The organism is Lysobacter sp. GQ73 (assembly GCF_059758755.1).
The window spans coordinates 444,889-465,541 of the sequence record NZ_JCAXEE010000003.1; the positions used below are offsets into that span (position 1 = coordinate 444,889).

Here is a 20,653-nt window from a genome sequence, read left to right on the forward strand (position 1 = left end):
GGCATGGCGGGCGGCCGTGCGTCGATTGTGCACCGAATCGGGGGACGGTGAAGCGGACGGGCGCCGGACCGCGCGGCGCGACCGGACACGGCGCGGTCGCGACTCGCGTCGCTCCTACCCTTGAAGCCGTGCTGCGGGCAGGAGCGGCGTAAGCCGCGACCGTGATGTCTCGTTTGCCGGCGCTGCTTCGGCACGCTGGCGTCACCGCTTGCCGCTCAGCGCGCGCCGAGCTTCTCCAGCAGGCGCATCGCCGCGGCGGGGTTGCGTTCTTTCGCGGCGCTGATGAAATACACGTACACCTCGCGCGGCTTGCCGTTGTCGGCGGGCGCTGCGACATGCGGCAGTTCGGGGCAGTCCCGGCCTTGCGCCCAGGCTTGGGCGCGCTCGGCCCAGGCCTGGAGCTCGGCGTCCGGATACCCGGTGGCGATGTCGCTGCGCGAACGCATCAGCCGGGCGTAGACGAAATCGCCGGTGAGGTCGGCCAGCGAGGGATATTCGTCGGAGTCGGTGAACACCGTGGCGATGCGGTGCTCGCGCGCCAGCCTCACGTAGGCCTCGTCGAGGAAACTCGGATGGCGGACTTCCAGCACGTGCTTGAGCGCCTGCCCGTCGAGGCGGCGCGGCAGCGCGTCCAGGAACGCGGCGAGGTCGTCGCGATCGAACGCCCGGTTCGGCGTCAGCTGCCACAGGATCGGCCCGAGCCGGGGGCCGAATTCGCTCAGGCCGCCGTCGATGAAGGCCTTCGCGCCGTTGCCGGCCTTGGCCAGCGCGCCGCCCTGGGTGATCCGGCCCGGCGCCTTCAGCGAGAACACGAAATGCTCCGGCGTCTCGGCCGCCCACTTGGCGTAGGTGGCCGGCTTCTGCGCGCTGTAATAGGTGCCGTTGATCTCGATGCTGCTGAGCTGGCGGCTGGCGAATTCGAGCTCGCGCCGCTGCACCAGTTTTTCGGGATAGAAGTTGTTGCGCCACGGCACGAAGGTCCAGCCGCCGATGCCGGCGCGGATGCCGTCGACCGGGCCCGGACCGGCACCGAAATCGCCGGCCGCGGCCGAAGCCGGTGTGGCGAACAGGTCGCCGGGTGCGGAGTCGCTGCTGCGTTTGCGGTTCATAGGTTCCAGGGATTGTAGGTGCCGAACCACCATAGCCGGCCTTCGAGGTCGCGGCAGGTGTAGGCGCGTCCGCCGTAGTCCTGGTCGGCGAGCTCGACCACGATCTCGGCGCCGGCCGCGCGCGCCTGCGCATAGTGCTCGTCGGCGTCGCTGACGACCACCGAGCAGGCCTGAGTCTCGCGCCCGCCGATCTCATCGGGTTGGACGATGCGCTGGCCCCATTCGCTGCGGTCGTCGACCGACCCGAGCATGATCATGCCCGGCCCGTAGGTCAGTTGCGCATGGTGCACGGTATCGCCGTCGGCGTAGACGGCATGCTTCTCGAAACCGAACGCGCGGCACAGCCATTCGATCGCGGCGGGCGCGTTGCGGTAACGCAGCGACGGGATGATGGTACTGCCGGTGTTGCGGTCCATGAGGCGCTCCGGGGCTGGGCGGCGCGGGCCGGGCTGGCGGCGAGGGGTGCCGGGAGTTGGGCGACGAGCATAGCGCGGCGGCGTTATCCTCGCGTCTTCACGGGTGCCGCGCGGCGGCGGGAGCATGCGATGACCAAGTATTCCGGCGGCTGCCATTGCGGCAAGGTCGCCTACGAAGTGGAAGGCGAGATCGACCAGGCGATCGACTGCAATTGTTCGATGTGCCAGCGGCGCGGCGGTTTGCTGTGGTTCGTGCCGCGCGCGGCGTTTTCGTTGAAGACCGATCCGGCCGACCTGGGCCTGTATCACTTCAACAAGAACAGCATCGACCACCATTTCTGCAAGCACTGCGGCATTTCGTCCTTCAGCCAGGGCAGCATGCCCGACGGCACCCTGATGACGGCGGTCAACGTGCGCTGCCTGGAAGGCGTCGACCTGGCTTCGATCCAGGTGGTGCCGGTGGACGGGCGCAGTTTCTGAGTTCGAACACGGCGCTGCGCGAGCGGCGCCGCGATCGAAGGTTTGCGGCCGCGGCAAAACAATAACGAGGTGACGAGCGTTCCGGCGCTATCTCGAAACGCCGGCGCGCTCTAATCGCGCTGCTCGCCGCCGCTCGCCCGCAGCCGCTCCCTCCCGCGCTCGGTCAACACCGCCACCTGGGTGTCGCCGCGCGTCTCCACCCGCACCCAGCCCGGGCCGGCGTGGCCGCCGATGGCGTCCTCGCCGATCCAGGCCAGCTCGCGCAGCAGCACGCTCATGCGCAGGCCCAGGCGTTTGCACAGGCGCGGCAGCGACACGCCGTCGGCCTCGCCGGCCAGCATCGCCAGCAGCGCCTCAGTCGATTCGGACAAGGCCGATGTCCTTGGCCTGCAGGCCTTGCGCCGCGTGCGGCCGGTGCGGATGCACGAGTACCGGGATCGATTTCGAGGTCGGCGTGCGCGCCTCGTCGGCGAAACTCGACAGCGGCACCAGCGCATTGGTCTCGGGATAATAGGCGGCCAGGCAACCGCGCGGAATGTTGTAGTCGACCAGCAGGAAGCGCCGGGCGACGCGCTCGACCCCGTCCTCGCACAGGCTCTCCAGGTCGACCCAGTCGCCGGCGTTCATGCCCAGCGCGGCGATGTCGTCGCGATGGATGAACAACACCCGGCGCTCGCCGAACACTCCCCGGTAGCGGTCGTTCATGCCGTAGATGGTGGTGTTGTACTGGTCGTGCGAGCGGGTCGTCGCCAGGGTGAACACCGGCTGCTGCCGGCCGGCGCGGGCGCGGTGCACCGGCAGGTCGGTCGGCACCGCATGCGCTTTGAACAAGGCCTTGCCCTCGGGGTTGAGCCAGCGCCGCTCGGCCGCGGCATTGGGCAGGTGGAACCCGCCGGGCACGCGCACGCGCCGGTTGAAATCGTGGAAGTCCTCGAACACCTCGGCGATCTTGTCGCGGATGCGGTCGTAGTCGCCGACCAGCCACAGCCACGGCACTTTGCTGCGCGCGCCGAGGGTGGCCGCGGCCAGGCGCGCGACGATCGCCGGTTCCGACAGCAGAGTCGGCGCGGCCGGCGCGTTGATGCCGGCGGACAGGTGGACCATGCTCATCGAATCCTCGACCGTCACGCCTTGCGCGCCGCCGTCCTGGATGTCGATCTCGGTGCGGCCGAGGCAGGGCAGGATATAGGCGTCGCGGCCGTGCACCAGGTGGCTGCGATTGAGCTTGGTGGTCACGTGCACGGTGAGCTCGCAGCGGCGCAGCGCGCGATGGGTGGCCTCGGTGTCGGGCGTGGCGGTGGCGAAGTTGCCGCCGAGGCCGAAGAAGGTCTTGCAGCGGCCCTCGAGCATGGCCTCGATCGCGCCGACCGTGTCGTGGCCGTGCTCGCGCGGCGGTTCGAAACCGAACACCTCGCGCAGGCGGTCGAGAAAAGCCGGCGAGGGCTTTTCGTAGATGCCCATGGTGCGGTCGCCCTGCACGTTGCTGTGGCCGCGCACCGGGCAGGGGCCGGCGCCGGGGCGGCCGATATTGCCGCGCAACAGCAGCAGGTTGCACAGCATGTGGATGGTCGCGACCGAGTGCTTGTGCTGGGTGATGCCCATGCCCCAGCAGCAGATCACGCTGCCGGCCCGGATATAGATGTCGCCGGCGCGTTCGAGTTCGGCGCGGCTGAGGCCGGACTCGGCCTCGATGGTGTCCCAGGACTCGGCGGCGACGTCGGCGGCGAAACGCTCGAAGCCGCGGGTGTGTTCGGCGATGAAGGCCACATCGACGACCCGCTCGCGGCCCTCGCGCTGCGCCTGCGCATCGGCTTCGAGGGTGCGCTTGATGACGCCCTTGACCGCGGCCAGGTCGCCGCCGATGCGCAACTGGAAATAATCCGAGGAGATCCGGGTCGAGCCGTTGTGCAGCATCTCCAGCTTGTCCTGCGGGTCGGCGAACTTCTCCAGACCGCGTTCGCGCAGGGGGTTGAAGGAAACGATCGCGGCGCCGCGCTTGGCCGCCTTGCGCAGCTCGCCGAGCATGCGCGGATGGTTGGTGCCGGGGTTCTGGCCGAAGATGAAGATCGCTTCGGCGATCTCGAAATCGTCGAGCAGCACCGTGCCCTTGCCGACGCCGAGCTGGGCCTTCATCGCGGTGCCGGAAGGTTCATGGCACATGTTCGAGCAGTCGGGGAAGTTGTTGGTGCCGAACTCGCGCACGAACAACTGGTACAGGAAGGCGGCTTCGTTGCTGCAGCGCCCCGAAGTGTAGAACAAGGCCTGGTCGGGCGAGTCCAGCCCATTGAGATGCGCGCCGATGCGGGCGAAGGCTTCGTCCCAGGCGATCGGCAGGTAGCGGTCGCTGGCCGCGTCCCAGCGCATCGGGTGGGTCAGCCGGCCCTGGTTTTCCAGCCAGTGGTCGCTGTAGCGCGCAAGCTCGGCGACGGTGTATTGGGCGAACAGTTCCGGTGTGGCGCGGTGCTTGGTCGCTTCGGCGGCCACTGCCTTGGCGCCGTTCTCGCAAAACTCGAAGGTCGAGGTGTGATCGCGGTCGGGCCAGGCGCAACCGGGGCAGTCGAAGCCGTCGGGCTGGTTGGCCGATAGCAGGGTGCGCGCGCCGTGCACCGGCACGTCCTGTTCGAGCAGGTGTCGGGCGACGCTGCGCAAGGCGCCCCAGCCGCCGGCCGGGCCGTCGTAGGGGCGGATGGTCTTCTTGCTCATGAGTTCGCTTCCGTTGCGTCGCCATCGCCACGATCGTCGCCGGCGCGCGGTGCGCGCGCCGGGGGATCGATCAGGCGCTGCGGGTGGGTGTAGACGGCGTGCCCGTCGTCGCGGGCGAAGCCGATCAGGGTCAGGCCGGCCGAATCGGCCAGCGCGATCGCCAGCGCGGTCGGCGCCGAGATCGCGGCCAACAGCGGGATGCCGGCCTGCGCGGCCTTCATCGCCATCTCATAGCTAGCGCGGCTGGTGACGACGGCGAAACCGTGCAGCGGGTCGAGGCCGGCGGCGACCAGGGCGCCGATCAGTTTGTCGAGCGCGTTGTGGCGGCCGACGTCTTCGCGCACGAACAGCACGCGGCCGTCGCGGCCGGCCCAGCCGGCGGCATGGGTGGCGCCGGTCAGCGCGTTCAAGGGTTGGCGCTCGCGCAGTTCGCGCAAGGCGCGATGCAGGGCCTCGACGCGGATCGGCTGGCTGTCGCGCAGGCGCGGCGGCGGCCGCAGCACCGCCTCGATGCTCTCGGTGCCGCACACGCCGCAGCCGCTGCGGCCTTGCAGGTTGCGCCGGCGCTGCTCGAGCGCGGCGGCGCGGGCCTCGGGAATCGCGAGTTGCACGGCGATGCCTTCGAGCGAAGTCGCGATCTCGCCGACCCGCAGTTCGCCGGCGCGGGCGACGAGGCCTTCGCTGAGCGAAAAACCCAGGGCGAAATCGGCCAGGTCATCGGGCGTGGCCATCATCACCGCGAACGGCGTGCCGTTGTAGACCAGCGCGACCGGCACTTCGGCGGCGATCGCATCGACGGTGTCGTCGACGCGCGCGCCGCGGCGGCGGCGCACCGGGCGCGACACCGCGCCGGCAGGCTGCATGTCGTTGTGCGGCGCGTCGGCCTCTTGCGCGTCTGCCGGCGCGTCGTTCGGGTATTTCGGTTCGATGGCGGTGTTGCTCATGGTTTGGGATGCCGGACGGCGCGTGGCCGTCCGGCCAGGGCCTCAATGGAACAGCACGAAAGCCTTCTGCAAGGTGACCCACATGCCCCAGGCCAGCGGCAGGCCGACCGCGGCCCAGGCCGCGAGTACCAGGGCCGGATGACCGCCATGGCCGATCAGCGCCATCTGCGCGGCGTCGACCGACGCGGGCAGGGCGCCGTCTTGGCCGGTTTTCTCGTGGGCGAGGCGCTTCTCGCGCGCCAGTTCCTCGGCGCTCATGAAGTGCTTCTGCGCGATCGGGCGCACCATCAGATTGCACAACAGGCCCAGCACCAGCATCCCGGCCAGGATATACATCGTGGTGTTGTAGACCTGCGAAGGCGGCATGCCCAGCCCGAGCTGGTAGTCGCGCATGTAGGTCACCACCACCGGGCCGAGGATGCCGGCGGTGGCCCAGGCGGTCAGCAGGCGGCCGTGGATCGCGCCGACCATCTGGGTGCCGAACAGGTCGGCCAGGTAAGCCGGAATGGTGGCGAAGCCGCCGCCGTACATCGACAGGATCACGCAGAAGATCGCCACGAACGCGGCGATGCTGCCGGCGCCGGAACCGGCCCAGGGCGCGCTCGCGTACAGGGCGATGCCGAGTACGAAGAACACCACGTACGTCATCTTGCGGCCGATGTAGTCCGAGGTGGAGGCCCAGAAGAACCGCCCGCCGATGTTGAACAGGCTCAGCAAGCCGGTGAAGCCGGCGGCGATCGCCGCGATCAGGCCCAGTTGCGCTTCGTCGAGCGACTTGATGTCGCCGTCGACGCCGATGAGTTCGCCGCCGAACACTTCCTGCAGCATCGGCGAGGCCATGCCGATCACGCCGATGCCGGCCGAGACGTTGAGGCAGAGCACGCCCCACAACAGCCAGAACTGCGGTATGCCCCAGACCTTGCTCACGTGCACGTGCTGCCGGGTGATCATGGTGTTCGCGCTGGCCGGCGGCGGCGTCCAGCCCGCGGGCGTCCAGCCGCTCGGCGGAATGCGGTAGCCGAACGCGCCGGCCATCATGAAGACGAAGTAGATCGCCGCCATGGTCAGGAAAGTTTCGAACACGCCGACCGACGTCGCGGTGGCGTAGTGCTTCATCAGCAGATCGGCGAGCGGGCTGCCGATCATCGCGCCGCCGCCGAAGCCCATGATCGCCATGCCGGTGGCCATGCCGCGGCGGTCGGGAAACCACTTGATCAGGGTCGACACCGGCGAGATGTAGCCCAGGCCGAGGCCGATGCCGCCGATCACGCCCGAGCCCAGCCACAGCATCCAGATCTGGTGGGTCTTGACCCCGATCGCCGAGATCACCAGACCGCCGCACCAGCACAGCGCCGAGACCACGCCGGCCTTGCGCGGGCCGGCGCGTTCGAGCCAGCCGCCCCAGATCGCCGCCGAACAGCCCAGCAGGACGAAGAACAAGGTGTACATCCAGGTCAGCGCGCTGACCTTCCAGTCGCAGTCGGTCGCGACCATGCGCGCGAAGAAGCCCAGCTCGGCCGGGCACTCGATCGGCGCGCCGATGCCGACCGCCTGCGACAGCGGCAGCCAGAACACGCTGAAACCGTAGGCCATGCCGATGCACAGATGGATCGCCAACGCCGCCGGCGGCACCAGCCAGCGGTTGAAGCCGGGGCCGGCGACGATGCGTTCTTTCGCCAACCAACTTTCCGATCGCCGGCCTTCCGTGGCGGATTGCGGGGTTGCTGAAACCACCGCGCTGTCACTGGACATAAGGACCCCTCCGATTACTGCTGCGACTGCCTAGGATCTGCCTCAATATGTACTTCAGGACATATTTGGGGGTCAGTCCGGAAGCGTGAGCGAGGCTATCCCGAGCAGAAGGTGACGTATATCGCCGAGTAGTCTAATAATCGGCTGTGCAAAGCCGATTGGATCGGCTGCAGGGGGCTCGTCCGAGCGGGCCCGACCACGTTCGACCATGTTCGGTTTCGGCCCCATTCGGCCCGGCTCACGGCCACGAAAGCTTTCACAGGCGCAGGCATGTTCAAGGTCCAGATCCAACCCAAGTGGACGCTGCACGCCGCCGACGGGCGGCCGCTGCCGCCGAAGCTGATCGACCTGTTGCTCGGCGTGCATGCGACCGGCTCGCTCGCTGCGGCCTGCCGGGATCTGGATCTGTCCTATCGCTATGCCTGGGGGCTGCTGCAGTCTTCGCGGGCGCTGTTCGGCACGCCGCTGTTGCGGATGACCCGCGGCCGCGGTGCGCGCCTGACCGCGCTCGGCGAACGCCTGGTCTGGGCCGAGCAGCGCATCGCCGCGCGCCTGGCGCCGACCCTCGACAGCCTGGCTTCGGAGGTCGAGGTCGAACTGCAGCGCACCTTGACCGCGCAGGCGGCGCCGCAGCGCCTGCACGCCGCGCACGGGTTCGCGGTCGAGACCCTGCGCCGTTTCCTCGACGAGGCCGGCACCCCGGTAGACCTGAAATACCGCAGCCCCGGCGAAGCGCTGAGCGCGTTGCGCGCCGGCGACTGCGACCTGGCCGGCGTGCACCTGCCGATCGGCGAGTTCGAGCGCGAGATCCTGTCGCTGTACGCCGACCGTATCGACCCGGTCAACGACCGCGTCCTGCACCTGGCGACGCGGCGCATCGGCCTGATCGTCGCAGCCGGCAATCCCAAGCGCATCCGCGCGCTCGCCGACCTGTTGCGCGAAGACGTACGCTTCATCCATCGCCAGCCCGGTTCCGGCGCCCGTCTGTTGCTGGAGCGCATGCTGGCGCGGCAAGGGCATTCGATCCGCGAGGTGCGCGGTTGCGGCATCGACGAGCTGACCCATGCCGCGGTCGCGGCCTATGTCGCCAGCGGGATGGCCGACGCCGGTTTCGGGCTGGAGACGCCTGCGCGGCGTTACGGCCTGGACTTCGTCCCGGTCGCCTCCGAGCATTATTTCTTCCTGGTGCGCGCCGACAGCCTCGCCTCGCCGGGCCTGGCCGAGATGCTGGCGATCCTGCGCAGCGAGCGTTTTCGCTACGAGCTGGGCCAGTTGCCGGGTTACGACGCCGACCGCTGCGGCACGGTGCAGGACATGGTCGAAGCGTTTCCGGCCGCGCGGGCGGTGTTCGGCTGAGTCGCAGCGGGGTTGCGTGTCCATCCGTATTTCGCGCGACCCGCGTCAGCGACGATGTCGTAGGCACTGCAATACGAAAAACCCGCCATGCGGCGGGCTTCCCGTCCTGCGAACCGATTTCAGAGAATCGGTTCGTCCAGCATCAGCTCGCGCACGAACCTCACCGGCGGGGCGCCGTAGGACAGCACCTGGTCGTGGTAGGTCTTGGCGTCGAACTTCGGCCCGAGCTTGGCTTCCACCGCCTTGCGCATGTCGAAATGTTCCTGCGCGCCGACGAAATAGGTCGGCAGCTGCGCCGAGGTCAGCTGCGCGCGCACCCACTTGCCGGCGGCTTCGCGTTCCTGCTGGAAGGTCTGCCGGGTCATGAACTGCATCGCCTGCTCGCGGCTCCAGTCTTCGACCTGCACCCCCTGGTCGAGGATCGCGTTGCCGATGCTGCGCAGGTAGAACTTGAGCTGGACCAGGCGGAACAGCGGGTCGTTGTCGAGATAACCGGCGTCGGCCATCACGTCCTCGGTATAAACCGCCCAGCCTTCGGCGAACACGCCCGAACGCAGCACCGCGCGCAGGGTCGACGGCGCCTTGGCCGAATGCGCGCCTTCCAGGTAGTGCCCCGGCATCGCTTCGTGGATCGACAGCAGATGCACCATGCGCGTGTTGTACTCGCGCAGGAAGGAATCGACCTGGGCCTCGCTCCAGTCGTCGGGAATCGGCGAGATCGCGTAATAAGTGTCCAGGCCTTTGTCGAGCGGGCCCGGCGAATCGCAATAGGCCAGGGCCACGCCGCGCTGGAACTCCGGCATCAGGATGATCTTGACCGGCGCGTCGGGCACGGTCACCAGGTTCTTGGCGCGGGTGAAGGCGGTGGCTTCCTCGAGCGTCTGCTTGGCGAAGTCGACGACCTTGTCGCGCGCCGGCTTGTCGGCATAGGCCAGTTCGAGCGCGGCCTCGATCGCCTTCTGCTGCTGTTGCGGCGTCGGCTTGTCCGGCAGTTCCGGCGCGCCGGGCCTGCCCTTGAGTTCCTTCTGCGCGATCGCGTACATCTCGGCGCGCACGCGGGCGAGTTCGGATTGCGCGCGCTGCATGATCTCGGCGCGCGACAAGGACGAATTGAGCGAGAACTTCAGCTTCTCGTCGTACAGGGTCTGGCCGATGCGGAAATTGCCCTTGGCGTTTGGCACCAGGGTCTTGTCCAGCCACTCCTGCTGTTCGGCGACGGCCTTGCGCAGGCCGGCGACGGCGGCGTCCAGGCGCTTGCGATCGGCGCCCTTGAGCTGGCCGGCGTTGGGCGCGATGAAGGTGTCGATCAGGCTGAGCACGCCGGCGTTCTGCTTGGCGACGGTCTCGGCGTGGATCTTCGGCACCCGCGCCGGGTCGAGGTTGGCGCGGGCCTGGGCGAAGATCGCCGGGATCTTCTCCATGCGCGCGGTCGCCGACTTCAGCCGCTGCGGCATCGGCGCGAATTCGCGCGCCATCAGGTTGTAGATCGCATCGCCGGCCAGGCCGCTGTAGACCATCGGATCCCAGGCCCAGTTCTGCAGGGTTTCGATCGACCAGATTTCCGAGCGCAGGCGGTTGCGCAGGATCGCCGCGTCGACCTGGTTCTCGCGCGACAAGCGGGCGGCGTCGACGGCATCGAGCTCGGCCAGCAGCTTGCGGTTGAAGTCGAGCTGGCGCTGGCGGCCGGCGGCGCTGAGGTCGTCGATCTCGCCATCGAAGCGGTGGTCGCCGATCTGGGTGGCGCTGACCGGGTTGATCTGCATGACCCCGTCGAGCCAGCGCTTGGACAGCGCGGCGAAGGCGGCGTCGACGGCCGGGTCCGAACTCGCCGCGGGCGCGGCGGCGGTCCGGGCCGCGGCGGTGGGCGCGGCGGTTTCGTGCGGTCCGCAGGCCGACAAGGCGACGGCCAGCAAGGCCGGAGTGAGGACGAAAGAGAGCTGCGAGGGACGCAACAGGCGCATATCCGATCTCGGTCGAGGGGGCGGCCGGGCCGCAATGCGCGGAGGATATGCGAAGGCGATGGGGTGCGCATGGGTCATAGGTCCGGGCGGGGAGCAGGCCTCGGGCCGGCGGGGAAGGTGTCGCGGCGTTCCGCCGCGCCGCACGCTCGCGACGGCCCCGACTTGCCGATCCGGTCTTTCGCGCAATCGCCGTGCCCGGCGTCGGATTTCGCGGTGCCGACGGGCGCCGGCGTCATAACCATCGGCCATGCGCTCATGCGGCGCGCGGCATGAGCGGGCCGGAATAATGAACAACGGATCGCACCATTGCGATCGCGCGCGAGCCTTGTGTTGCGGGGCTTGCGTGCGAATCGTGCGGTTCGCGCGCGCATGGCCCGATTCAGGATCGCTGCGAGCGGCTACGGCTAAAACCGGGAACGCTGGCCGAACCTCGATTGACGTCGCTTTATCGCGATGCAACATATCGCTCGTCGCCGGTTTCGGCGGCCTTCCTCCGCTGCCGACGAACTCGCCGTGAACCCTGCAGGACCGACCCGAACTCATGCCGCACCGCGCCGCTCCCTGTGCGCGTGCCGCTGTCGTAAGTGTTGCCGCTGATCCCGCATCGCTTCGTCCGCGTCCGTCCGCCAGCTCTGCACGTGCCATGTCCGCTTCGATCCTGAAATCTCCGCTCGCGACCATGTTCGCGTCGCTGCAGCCCCGGCTTATCGCGCGAATGCCGATGCGTTGTCGCTGTAGCCGGCAGGTGATGCCCGCGACGGGTTGATCCTGCCAGCACCGTTTTTCGCCCGACCCGGATCGGTGCGCGGCTGCACGGCAACGCCGTCCCGCGATTCCCTCTCCCTCGCGACTGCACTGCGCTTGCGCGGCGCCGGCGGCTGCGTGCCGTTCCGGGCGGGCGTTCTTGTTCGCTTTCGTCTTTCCCTTCGACTCGTCCCCAGGAAGCCCCATGTCCCCCGCGCTTGTTTCGTCCCGCCCCAGCGTGCGCTACCGACGCCTCGCTCTAGCGCTTTCGATCGCGCTGGCCGCACCGCTGGCGCAAGCCGACGACACCCAGGCCGCCGACGCCGCGCCCGGCATCACCCTCGACGCGGTCCAGGTGACCGGCACCCACCTCAAGCGCAGCGACGAGGCCGGGGTCAACCCGGTGCTGGTGATCGATCGCGCGCAGATCGAAAAAAGCGGCAAGGTCACCGTGTCCGACCTGCTGCGAAGCCTCAGCGTCAACAGCGGCAACAGCTTCAACGAGCAGTACACCGGCAGCTTCGCCAACGGCTCGGCCGGGGTGTCGCTGCGCGGCCTCAGCCAGAAGAACACCCTGGTGCTGGTCAACGGCTATCGCGTGGCTTCGTACGGCTTCGCCCAGAACACCCAGGACAACTTCGTCGACCTCAACGCGCTGCCGCTGGGCGCGATCGAGCGGGTGGAAATCCTCAAGGACGGCGCCTCGGCGCTGTACGGTTCCGATGCGATCGCCGGCGTGGTCAACCTGATCCTGCGCCGCAAGATCGAAGGCCTGGAAGTCGACGCCGCCCATGGCGCGGCCACCGAGGGCGGCATCGACCAGAGCAGCCTCGGCCTGCGCGGCGGCCATGGCGACTCGGCCCGGGACGGCTACAGCCTGCGTTTCAGCCTCGACGTGTTCAAGCGCGGCCGGCTCGACGCGGACGAGCGCGAGTTGACCCGCGACGGCGACTATCGCGACCAGCCCGGCGGACGCCTGACCGGCTGGTCGACCCAGGGCGGGGCCTATCTATCGAACCCGCGCGCGCCGGCGGCGTTCCCGTGCCAGCCCGGCACCCAGTCGCGGCCGTACGCCGATTTCGGCAGCCCGCTGCCGGGCAACGCCTGCGCATTCGACACCCAGCCGTTCCGCACCCTGGTGCCGGACGTGGAGCGCTACCAGGCGCTGGTCGCCGGCGAGGTGTGGTTCGACGAATCGTTGCAGGGCTTCGCCGAGATCCTCTACAGCACCAGCCACAACGGCACCTATTTCAGCGCGCCGATGTCGGTCGGCGCCGGCCTGCGCGCCTACGACCGCGGCACCGGCCGCCTGGTCGACATCCCGGCGGTGCTGCCGGTCGGCCATCCGAACAATCCGAACGCGGTCCCGACCCCGTTCGAGTATTCCTTCCTCGACCTCGGCGCGCGCTACAAGATCAACAAGTCGCAGTTCCAGCGCACCCTGGCCGGTTTGCGCGGCCACGGCGAAACCTGGGACTGGGAAGTCGCCGCCAGCCATTCGGAAAGCCGCCAGCGCGAGTACGTGCGCAATTTCCTCGATCGTTACGCGTTCGAGCGGACCCTCGCCACCGGCAACTACGACTTTTTAAACCCCGCGCGCACGCCCGGGGCGCTCGAGGCCCTGCGTCTGTCGACCCGGCGCCCGGGCACGTACCGGCTGAGCACGGTCGGCGGCAAGATCTCCGGCTTCCCCTGGCAGTGGCGCGCCGGCGACGTCGGCGTGGCCGCGGGCGTGGAGTTCCGCGACGAGGCCCAGGACGCGCGCACCAGCCCGCAAGTGTTGTCGGGCACCGAGCTGCGTCCGGCGATCAATCTGATCGACGGCAGCCGTCGCGTCTCGGCGGCATTCTTCGAACTCAGCCTCAAGCCCTGGCAGCAGGTCGAAGTGCAGTTGGCCGGCCGCGGCGATCATTACGACGACTTCGGCAGCGCGTTCTCGCCCAAGCTCGGCATCCGTTGGCAGGCCAGCGACGATTGGTTGCTGCGCTTGAACGCATCGCGCGGGTTCCGCGCGCCGTCGCTGCCGGAGATCGCCCAGAGCACCACGATCAGCTACGGCAGCGTCATCGACCCGCTCGACCCGGTGCAGCCGGGCGCCTCGCGCGGCGTGACGATCCTGCGCGCCGGCAACCCCGAGCTCAAGGCCGAGCGTTCCAGCAACATCAACCTCGGCGTGTTGTGGGCGCCCGATGCCGACACCAGCCTCGGCGTCGACCTGTACCGCATCCGCCAGAACGACCTGATCGCGCCGGACAACGTCCAGTTCGTGGTCTCCAACCCGCAAACCAATCCGGGGCGGATCACCCGCGATGCGCAGGGCCGGTTGCAACTGGTCGAAAACCGCTACGCCAACCAGGGCACCCTGACCACGACCGGCTTCGACATCGAAGGCCGCAAGGTCTGGCACGCCGGCGAGGCCGACTGGACGCTCGACGGCACCTGGACCCGCCTGCTGAGCTACGAGCAACCGCAGGTCGCCGGCCGGAACGCACTCGAAGGCGCCGGCGGCAACCGCTTCGGCGCGCTGCCTAAGTGGCGCGGTATCACCTCGCTGGCGTACGGCCGCGGCGACTGGAACGCACAGCTGTCGTGGCGCTACATCGGCGGTTACCGGCAGCAGGTCGTCGACGCGCGCAGCAACCCGGGCCTGGACGCCCAGGTCGACGACCACCACCAGTTCGACCTGTACCTGGGCTACGAGGGCCTGCGCGACACCACCTTGTATCTGTCGGTGCAGAACCTCGCCGACAAAGACCCGCCGTTCGACCCGGCCGGCGGCGCCTTGCCCTACGACATCAGCCAGTACGATGCCCTGGGCCGCTTCGTCACGGTGGGGTTCAAGCATAAGTTCTGATCGCCTGGCCCATGTAGGACTGGAGCCCGGCGCCTGGCGGGCGCGGCGCACGCTCTGCCGTCGTTGCCGCGACGGCGGGCTCCGCTTCGGCGGAGCCGAACATCCCGGGCTGCAGGGGGCATGGCCCCAGAGGATTGGCCCACACCCCCCGAAACCGTTCGACCCCGATCGACCCGGCGCGACGTTAGCCATGAGCACCGGCGCCCAGCAAACCCGCTGGGCGCCCGGCCGCGATGGCATAGTGCGCGGGCCGGACGGATCACAACGGGCCAAGGAGATAGATCATGGGGTATGGATTCGCGAAGCGGCTGTTGGCCGCGACGCTGGCGCTGGGCGTGCTCGGCGGGTGCGGCAAGCACAACGCGGCGACGATGGAAGAGCCGGTCGCGGTGCCGACGGCGGCCCTGGCCAAGCGCGAGGCCGGTGGTTCGGCGCCGTCGCCGGACAAGGCCGATCTCGGCGTGTTGCTGGCCTACGAGCATCGGGTGCAGATCCGTCTGCCCGGCGAACGCATCGCCGCCCAGGCCGCGGCGGTGCAGGCGGCCTGCAACGCCGCCAAGTTCGGGGCCTGCGCGGTGCTGGGCATGAACCAGAGCGGCGGCGACGAGCCCTCGGCGATGGTGCAGGTGCGGATCGTGCCCGACGGTGTGGAACCTCTGATCGGCCTGGCCGGCAAGGGCGAGGAAATCAGCGAGCGCAGCATCCAGGCCGACGACCTGGCCACCGCGGTGCGCAACAACGCGATGCTGCAGGACCGTCTGCAGAAAGAACACGCGCGCCTGCTCGAGTTCCAGGACCGCAAGGACCTCAAGGTCGCCGACGTGCTGACCCTGTCGAACCGCATCGCCGAGATCGAGTCGCAGCTGCAGGGCGCGCAACAGGAAGCCGCGCAGCAGCAACGACGCATCTCGACCCAGTTGGTCACCTTGAATTTCCAGACCACCCGCGGGCAGGAAAGCCGCAGCGAGATCGGCGATGCGTTCCGCGATTTCGGCGGCATCGTCGCGACCGTGATTGCGTTTCTGATCCGCGCCATCGCGGTGTTGCTGCCGGTGTCGGTGGCGCTGGCCGGCTTGGGGTGGGTGCTGCTCCGGCTGCGCCGCGCGCGCCGGGCCAGGGGCGCCGCCCGGGGCGCCTGACCGGCCAGGGCCCTAAGTGCGCTAGCGGGTCTCGTCGGTTTCGAACTCGACCAGTACGTCCAGGTCGAAGGCCAGCGCTTCCACCGCCTCGCGGACCTTGTTCGCGGTGGACGCGTTGGGCGCGTCGACTTCGAGTTCGTGCACCCCGGGGCCGGCGTCGTCGGGCAGGCCGGCGGAGCTGGAGTCGGAGTCGTCCATGTGCGGCATCAGGTCGGCGACTTCCTCGACGTGTTCGATGCCTTCCAGGCTCGACAGCAGGTTGCCGATGGCGCGCGCGTCGTTCTCGTTGCCGGTGATGCGCAGTCTGAGCAGGGGCATGTCGTGGCCTTCGGGCAAGGGGGTTAGGGGCAGGCTAGGCAGGCGTCGGCTAAGGCCACGTGAAGCGCGGCCGTGCCGGTGCGTCGGCGCGGCGCGACGCGGCGAAAACGTCACACCGGCTGCATGCCGGTGGAGTAGGGTAGCGGCCATGACTACGACCTCCGCCGACGAGCATCCCGTGCCGAGCGTCACCCTGCGTCCGCTGGAGCGCGGCGACCTGCATTTCGTCCACGTGCTCAACAACAACCGCAGCGTGATGGGTTATTGGTTCGAGGAACCCTACGAGTCCTTCGTCGAACTCGAAGAGCTGTACCGCAAGCACATCCACGATCAGTCCGAGCGCCGCTTCATCGTCCAGGACAGCGGCCAGGAAAGGGTCGGGCTGGTCGAACTGGTCGAGATCGACCACCTGCACCGGCGCGCCGAATTCCTGATCATGATCTCGCCGGAACAGCAGCGCCGCGGCTATGCGCGCGCGGCCACCGAGATGGCGATCAACTACGCGTTTCGCGTGCTGAATCTGTACAAGCTCTATCTGCTGGTCGACGTCGACAACTCGCGCGCGATCTCGATCTACGAGCAGGCCGGGTTCCAGCGCGAAGGCGTGCTGATCGACGAGTTCTTCAGCGACGGCCGCTACCACGACGTGGTGCGGATGTGCCTGTTCCAGCCGCAGGCGCTGGAACGCGGCGCCAGCGCCAAGCCGCTGTCGCGCGGGCCCGAGCGCGACTGAGACCGGCGCCGAACGGCGCCGGGGCAGCGCAAACCCCCGGCGCGGCCGGGGCCGGCTTACTTCTTCTTGCCCTTGGTCTTCGCCTTGGACGGCGCCGCGGCCTGCGCGGTCTGCTCGCGCACCGGTAACGGCACGTTGCAGATGTTGATGTGGCCGGCCGGCTGCTTGTACCACTCGTCGCGACGGTTGCGGCGCGATTCGACCAGTTCGGCGAACAGCGGCGTATCGGTGCGCAGCACTTCCAGGTTGGCGCGTTCGGCCTTCGGCACGTCGGCCGCCAGGCGGATCGCGCGGATCGGGGTGCGCTCGGCCGGAGTTTCGTAGAAGCCGAGGTTGCCGGTGCCGCGCGGCAGCGACGACAGCAGCTCGATGCCCTTGACCACGCGCCCGACCGTGGTGATGTTGCGGTCGAGGTGGCGCGGCGACTGCCCGGTCACCACGTACAGCTCGGTGCCGTTGCTGGAATCGGCGGCCATGTCGCGGCCGGCGCCGACGGTGCCGTAGCAGTGGGCGAGCCAGCTCGAACCGGTGGCCGAATCGCGCGCGGCCGGGAAGCCGGCGATGAAGCCGGCCTCGGCCGCCCAACCGTCGGCGTCGGGCAGCACGGTCATCGCCAGACCCTGGCTCTTGCGGGCGAATTCGGCCGGCAGCTTGGCCTTGACGCCGCGGCCGTACGGCTTGCGCTGGGCCGCATCCTCGGCATTCGCATCGCCCCATTGCACGACGTAGTTGTCCTGCGAACGGTTGATGCTGAGACCGTTCCAGTACTGGTTGGTGGCCAGGGCGCGGATGTTGGCGACGTGCGCCGGCGCGAACTGCGGCGCCAGCTCGATCACCACGCGGCCGCGCGGCAGTTCGACGTACAAGGTGTTCTTCGGGTCCAGCGCGCGCCAGTCGGCGGGCTGGCTGGCGTCGAGGATCTCCTGCATCGGGCGCGCCGGCGTCTGCGCCGAGGCGGTCTGCAGCACGGCGGCGGTCAACAGGCTCAGCAGGGCGGTTTGCGGCATCGAACGCATCGGGCGATCTCCTGTCAGGGCTGGCGAGTGTAGTCGCCGTGCATGAATTCGGCGAAGTCGGTTTCGCCCGGGTAGCGGTTCTCGATGATGAAGCGGTGGCGCTCGCCGTCGAGTTCGTAGCGATAGCGCGATTCGCCGAGTGGGGTGACCAAGTCGAAGCGCAGGCTACCGCCATGCCAGCGACCGCGCGCCGGCGCGGCCGGATGGCTGCCGAGCGAGTCGAACCACCACCACAGCACCTGGTCGCTGCCGGGCTCGACCAGGAACACGCCGTGGCCGCGGAACACGGTCTCGCCATCGCGCTCCTGGCGGTAGTCCTGGATCAACACGCCGCCGTCGAGGGCGATCCGGTAGTGGCCGTGGCCGACCGAGGCGGCCGCGGTGCCGGCGTTGCGTTCGGGCCCGGACCAGGCGCCGGCGAGGCGGTGCAGCAGGGCGAGCGGGGCGGGGTCGGGTCGGGGCGATTCCATGGCGTCGGCGGGACCTGTGCGCGGATGTCGTGGGTCGGGCGCTGCGGCCGGGTCGCCGCAGCCTACCCCAGGCTTGCGAGCGGAACAGCGCCCTGCGACTCGTCCCGGTGACTATCGGCACATTCGCTATACCGAACTTCGCAATAGTCTGAGCTCAACGATAGCGGAGAGCGACATGACCGACTTCGACAGCCAGTTGCGGAAGTTCCAGAAAGAGCTCAGCGCCGGTACCGTCTCGCTGGCCCTGTTGGCGGTCCTGGCCTCGGCCGCCGAGCCGATGTATGGCTACCAGATCGCCAAGCGCCTGGAGCGCGAAGGCGAGGGCGTGCTGAGCGGCAAGCAGAGCGCGCTGTACCCAGTGCTGCGCAATCTCGGCGCCGGCGGCCTGCTCGACAGCCACGTCGAGCCCTCGGTGACCGGCCCGCCGCGCCGCTACTACCGCATCACCGAAACCGGACTGTCCGTGCTGCGCGAATGGGTCCAGGCCTGGCGCGCCACCCGCGATTCCGTCGATTCCGTTCTTCAGGGGCTAGCACTATGAACACCACCGCCGCCACCGGTTCCTTCGCCCGCCCCGACAGCGCGCTGCCGCAGTCGATACCGGACTACCTCGACCGCCTGCGCGCGGCCCTGGCCGGCGCCGACAAGGCGCTGATCCAGGACGCGCTGTACGACGCCGAGGAATACCTGCGTTCGGAGATGGCCGAGAACCCGGGCCAGAGCGAGGCCGAGGTGATCGCCGCGGTCGCCGGCAGTTACGGCGCGCCCGACGAGGTCGCCGAGATCTACCGCGACACCGAAGTCAAGGTGCAGACCGCGCTGCGACCGCCGGCGCCCAGGCCGCGCCAGTCGCTGCTCGGGCGTTTCTTCGGCGTCGCCGCCGAACCGCGCACCTACGCCGCGCTGTTCTACATGCTGTTCTCGCTGGCGACCGGCATCTTCTACTTCACCTGGGTCAACGTCGGCCTGTCGGTGTCGTTGGGCATGCTGATCCTGATCATCGGCGTGCCGCTGCTGATCCTGTTCCTGGGCTCGGTGCGGATCCTGTCCTTGGTCGAAGGCCGCCTGGTCGAGGTCATGCTCGGCGAACGCATGCCGCGCCGGCCGCTGTATCAAAATCGCGAACGGCCGATCCTGGAACGCATCAAGGACATGTTCGCCGATCCGCGTACCTGGAGCACCTTGATCTACATGCTGCTGATGCTGCCGCTCGGCATCGTTTACTTCACCGTCGCGGTGACCGGCCTGAGCGTCTCGCTGTCGCTGATCTTCTTCCCGCTGCTGCGGCTGGTGGGCCTCGGCACGGTGCAGTTCGACGGCTACGACGTGTTCATGGCCTGGGAGCCGTGGTCGTGGCCGGTGGCGATGCTGATCGGCGTGATGCTGCTGTTCGCGACCCTGCACATCGCACGTTTCGTCGGCAAGTTCCACGGCCAGATCGCCAAGCACCTGCTGGTGCGTCTGGGCTGAGGCGAGGCGACGCGGCGGTCGACGCCGCGATCGCCGATCTTCGATCGCGGCGAGTCGGATCGAACGAAGCCGGCCCCTGGGCCGGCTTCGCCGTTGTGATGTGTGCCCACAACCGAACGCGCTGAGCCGCCGGCCTTCGTCGCTGCTGTCGCTGTTCCCCCTTTGGAAAAAGAGGGAAGGGGGATTCGCTCTTGCTTGCCCCACGCATCGCGCCGAACAGCAAATCCCCCGCGCCGAAACCCGCATTGGACTTCATGCCGTGTCGGGCGCTCGCCCCCTATTCAAAGGGGGCGATGTGAGAGGCGTGTCCGGAGAGCGCTGCTCAAGCGTCGTTGTTGCAATTCGTTTGTCGTTGCGGCGCGCGAAGCGGGCGATGCATCACTGCAGGAAGCAGCTGACTTTGACCTGCAGGAAGCTGGCTTGTTCTTGCTGCATCGCGGCCTGGCAGACCGGGTCGGTCGAGGAGCCGGCTTGCTGGCACTTCATCGCGCGTTGCTGCGAAACGATGTCGTAGATCTGCCGGTTGACCGAGCACTGCGGCGTCGGTGCCGGGCATTGCGCATCCATCATCTGCCAATAGACGTTCTCGACCTGCTGGCGCTGCTGGCAGATCGGGCTGTTCGGGCCTTGCGCGGTGCAGGCTTGGACGCGCTGGATATGGCTGACTTCGACCTGCATCCGCGCAGCCTGGCAGGCCGGCGTGGCGGCGGAGGCGACGCTCGAGCACAGCAGCAGCGCGGACAGGGCAACGGAAACGGTGGCGAGTTTCATGCGGTTCTCCTTGAGCCGGGGGGGATGGAACGCGGGGTGAAGCACGACCCGCGACAAGGGCGTGGGCAGGGCCCCTCCTTGCGGTGGGCGTGGGGATGCGCGATCGCGGTTAGCGATCGCGGCTGCGATGACAACGAACGACGGCGCTGCGCCGCGTGCAGGCGTCGGCGCTGCAGCGGGCGATGGCGAGGGAACGATGCGATGCGGCATGGGCCTTCCTGGCGTGTCGCGAACGGCGCGGCCGGTTCGCGTGGTCCTGGTTCGCCGGGCTGATTCGATGCGGCCTCGAAGCGAGGGCGACTGCACAGACGGCGTTCGCTGGGGGCGCGGCGATCCTTCGGCGGGCCTCAGCGCGGACTGTAGCGGCAAAATTCGCCGGGTCCGCGCGACGGCGGCCGCGTTTGCGATCCAGTCGAC

At 68.8% G+C, this 20,653-nt stretch carries 18 protein-coding genes; 7 read left to right on the forward strand and 11 right to left on the reverse strand.

The window, feature by feature from the left end:
• Positions 1-215: 215 nt before the first annotated feature.
• Both AC6CH2_RS11840 and AC6CH2_RS11845 read right to left on the reverse strand, forming a co-directional pair.
• Positions 216-1,109, reverse strand: a complete 894-nt coding sequence (locus tag AC6CH2_RS11840) for a DUF72 domain-containing protein (protein WP_498269390.1) — start codon at positions 1,107-1,109, stop codon at positions 216-218.
• Positions 1,106-1,525 (reverse strand): VOC family protein, encoded by a 420-nt coding sequence (locus tag AC6CH2_RS11845; RefSeq protein ID WP_435394623.1) that lies wholly within the window; start codon positions 1,523-1,525, stop codon positions 1,106-1,108. Before AC6CH2_RS11845 ends, AC6CH2_RS11840 begins: the two co-directional genes overlap by 4 nt.
• A gap of 129 nt (positions 1,526-1,654) precedes the next feature.
• Between AC6CH2_RS11845 and AC6CH2_RS11850 the strand changes: the two genes are divergently transcribed.
• On the forward strand, positions 1,655-2,005 hold the full coding sequence (locus AC6CH2_RS11850; RefSeq protein ID WP_498269391.1) for a GFA family protein: 351 nt from the start codon (positions 1,655-1,657) through the stop codon (positions 2,003-2,005).
• 110 nt (positions 2,006-2,115) lie between these two features.
• On the opposite strand, the gene AC6CH2_RS11855 is transcribed toward AC6CH2_RS11850, so the two are convergent.
• From AC6CH2_RS11855 to AC6CH2_RS11870, 4 genes are all read right to left on the reverse strand, one after another.
• Complete coding sequence (locus AC6CH2_RS11855; protein WP_498269540.1) at positions 2,116-2,346, reverse strand: hypothetical protein; 231 nt, start codon at positions 2,344-2,346, stop codon at positions 2,116-2,118.
• A 13-nt stretch (positions 2,347-2,359) separates the two neighbouring features.
• Positions 2,360-4,708: an FdhF/YdeP family oxidoreductase gene (locus AC6CH2_RS11860; RefSeq protein WP_498269392.1), complete on the reverse strand. Its 2,349-nt coding sequence runs from the start codon at positions 4,706-4,708 to the stop codon at positions 2,360-2,362.
• A complete protein-coding gene (fdhD, locus tag AC6CH2_RS11865; protein ID WP_498269541.1) occupies positions 4,705-5,571 on the reverse strand; it encodes a formate dehydrogenase accessory sulfurtransferase FdhD in 867 nt (288 codons plus the stop codon). The genes AC6CH2_RS11860 and fdhD overlap by 4 nt, the downstream gene beginning before the upstream one ends.
• Before the next feature lie 123 nt (positions 5,572-5,694).
• Positions 5,695-7,404 carry an OFA family MFS transporter gene (locus AC6CH2_RS11870; RefSeq protein WP_498269393.1) on the reverse strand — a complete coding sequence of 570 codons (1,710 nt, stop codon included), beginning with the start codon at positions 7,402-7,404 and terminating at the stop codon, positions 5,695-5,697.
• A gap of 270 nt (positions 7,405-7,674) precedes the next feature.
• On the opposite strand from AC6CH2_RS11870, the gene AC6CH2_RS11875 reads away from it, so the two are divergent.
• Positions 7,675-8,760, forward strand: a complete 1,086-nt coding sequence (locus AC6CH2_RS11875; protein WP_498269394.1) for a substrate-binding domain-containing protein — start codon at positions 7,675-7,677, stop codon at positions 8,758-8,760.
• A 119-nt stretch (positions 8,761-8,879) separates the two neighbouring features.
• Here the strand turns inward: AC6CH2_RS11875 and AC6CH2_RS11880 are convergent, their stop codons facing one another.
• Entirely contained in the window at positions 8,880-10,721 is a 1,842-nt protein-coding gene (locus AC6CH2_RS11880; protein ID WP_498269395.1) for a DUF885 domain-containing protein, read from the reverse strand.
• A 949-nt stretch (positions 10,722-11,670) separates the two neighbouring features.
• On the opposite strand from AC6CH2_RS11880, the gene AC6CH2_RS11885 reads away from it, so the two are divergent.
• Positions 11,671-14,319 (forward strand): TonB-dependent receptor, encoded by a 2,649-nt coding sequence (locus AC6CH2_RS11885; protein WP_498269396.1) that lies wholly within the window; start codon positions 11,671-11,673, stop codon positions 14,317-14,319.
• A 284-nt stretch (positions 14,320-14,603) separates the two neighbouring features.
• On the forward strand, positions 14,604-15,458 hold the full coding sequence (locus AC6CH2_RS11890; protein WP_498269397.1) for a DUF4349 domain-containing protein: 855 nt from the start codon (positions 14,604-14,606) through the stop codon (positions 15,456-15,458).
• Between the two features lie 21 nt (positions 15,459-15,479).
• Here the strand turns inward: AC6CH2_RS11890 and AC6CH2_RS11895 are convergent, their stop codons facing one another.
• On the reverse strand, positions 15,480-15,776 hold the full coding sequence (locus AC6CH2_RS11895; RefSeq protein ID WP_435394615.1) for a hypothetical protein: 297 nt from the start codon (positions 15,774-15,776) through the stop codon (positions 15,480-15,482).
• A gap of 148 nt (positions 15,777-15,924) precedes the next feature.
• Here AC6CH2_RS11895 and speG point away from each other — a divergent pair, with 148 nt between their 5' ends.
• Complete coding sequence (gene speG, locus AC6CH2_RS11900; RefSeq protein WP_498269398.1) at positions 15,925-16,509, forward strand: spermidine N1-acetyltransferase; 585 nt, start codon at positions 15,925-15,927, stop codon at positions 16,507-16,509.
• Positions 16,510-16,565: 56 nt separating this feature from the next.
• Here speG and AC6CH2_RS11905 read toward each other — a convergent pair whose 3' ends face one another.
• Both AC6CH2_RS11905 and AC6CH2_RS11910 read right to left on the reverse strand, forming a co-directional pair.
• On the reverse strand, positions 16,566-17,525 hold the full coding sequence (locus AC6CH2_RS11905; RefSeq protein ID WP_498269399.1) for a peptidylprolyl isomerase: 960 nt from the start codon (positions 17,523-17,525) through the stop codon (positions 16,566-16,568).
• A 14-nt stretch (positions 17,526-17,539) separates the two neighbouring features.
• The gene (locus AC6CH2_RS11910; protein WP_498269400.1) at positions 17,540-17,995 is read right to left on the reverse strand and encodes a hypothetical protein; all 456 of its coding nucleotides are present in this window, start codon (positions 17,993-17,995) and stop codon (positions 17,540-17,542) included.
• A 175-nt stretch (positions 17,996-18,170) separates the two neighbouring features.
• On the opposite strand from AC6CH2_RS11910, the gene AC6CH2_RS11915 reads away from it, so the two are divergent.
• Together AC6CH2_RS11915 and AC6CH2_RS11920 are read left to right on the forward strand one after the other, a co-directional pair.
• On the forward strand, positions 18,171-18,536 hold the full coding sequence (locus AC6CH2_RS11915) for a PadR family transcriptional regulator (RefSeq protein ID WP_435394611.1): 366 nt from the start codon (positions 18,171-18,173) through the stop codon (positions 18,534-18,536).
• On the forward strand, positions 18,533-19,465 hold the full coding sequence (locus tag AC6CH2_RS11920; protein ID WP_498269401.1) for a sensor domain-containing protein: 933 nt from the start codon (positions 18,533-18,535) through the stop codon (positions 19,463-19,465). Before AC6CH2_RS11915 ends, AC6CH2_RS11920 begins: the two co-directional genes overlap by 4 nt.
• A 378-nt stretch (positions 19,466-19,843) precedes the next feature.
• Here the strand turns inward: AC6CH2_RS11920 and AC6CH2_RS11925 are convergent, their stop codons facing one another.
• A complete protein-coding gene (locus tag AC6CH2_RS11925) occupies positions 19,844-20,236 on the reverse strand; it encodes a hypothetical protein (protein WP_498269402.1) in 393 nt (130 codons plus the stop codon).
• Positions 20,237-20,653 lie beyond the last annotated feature (417 nt).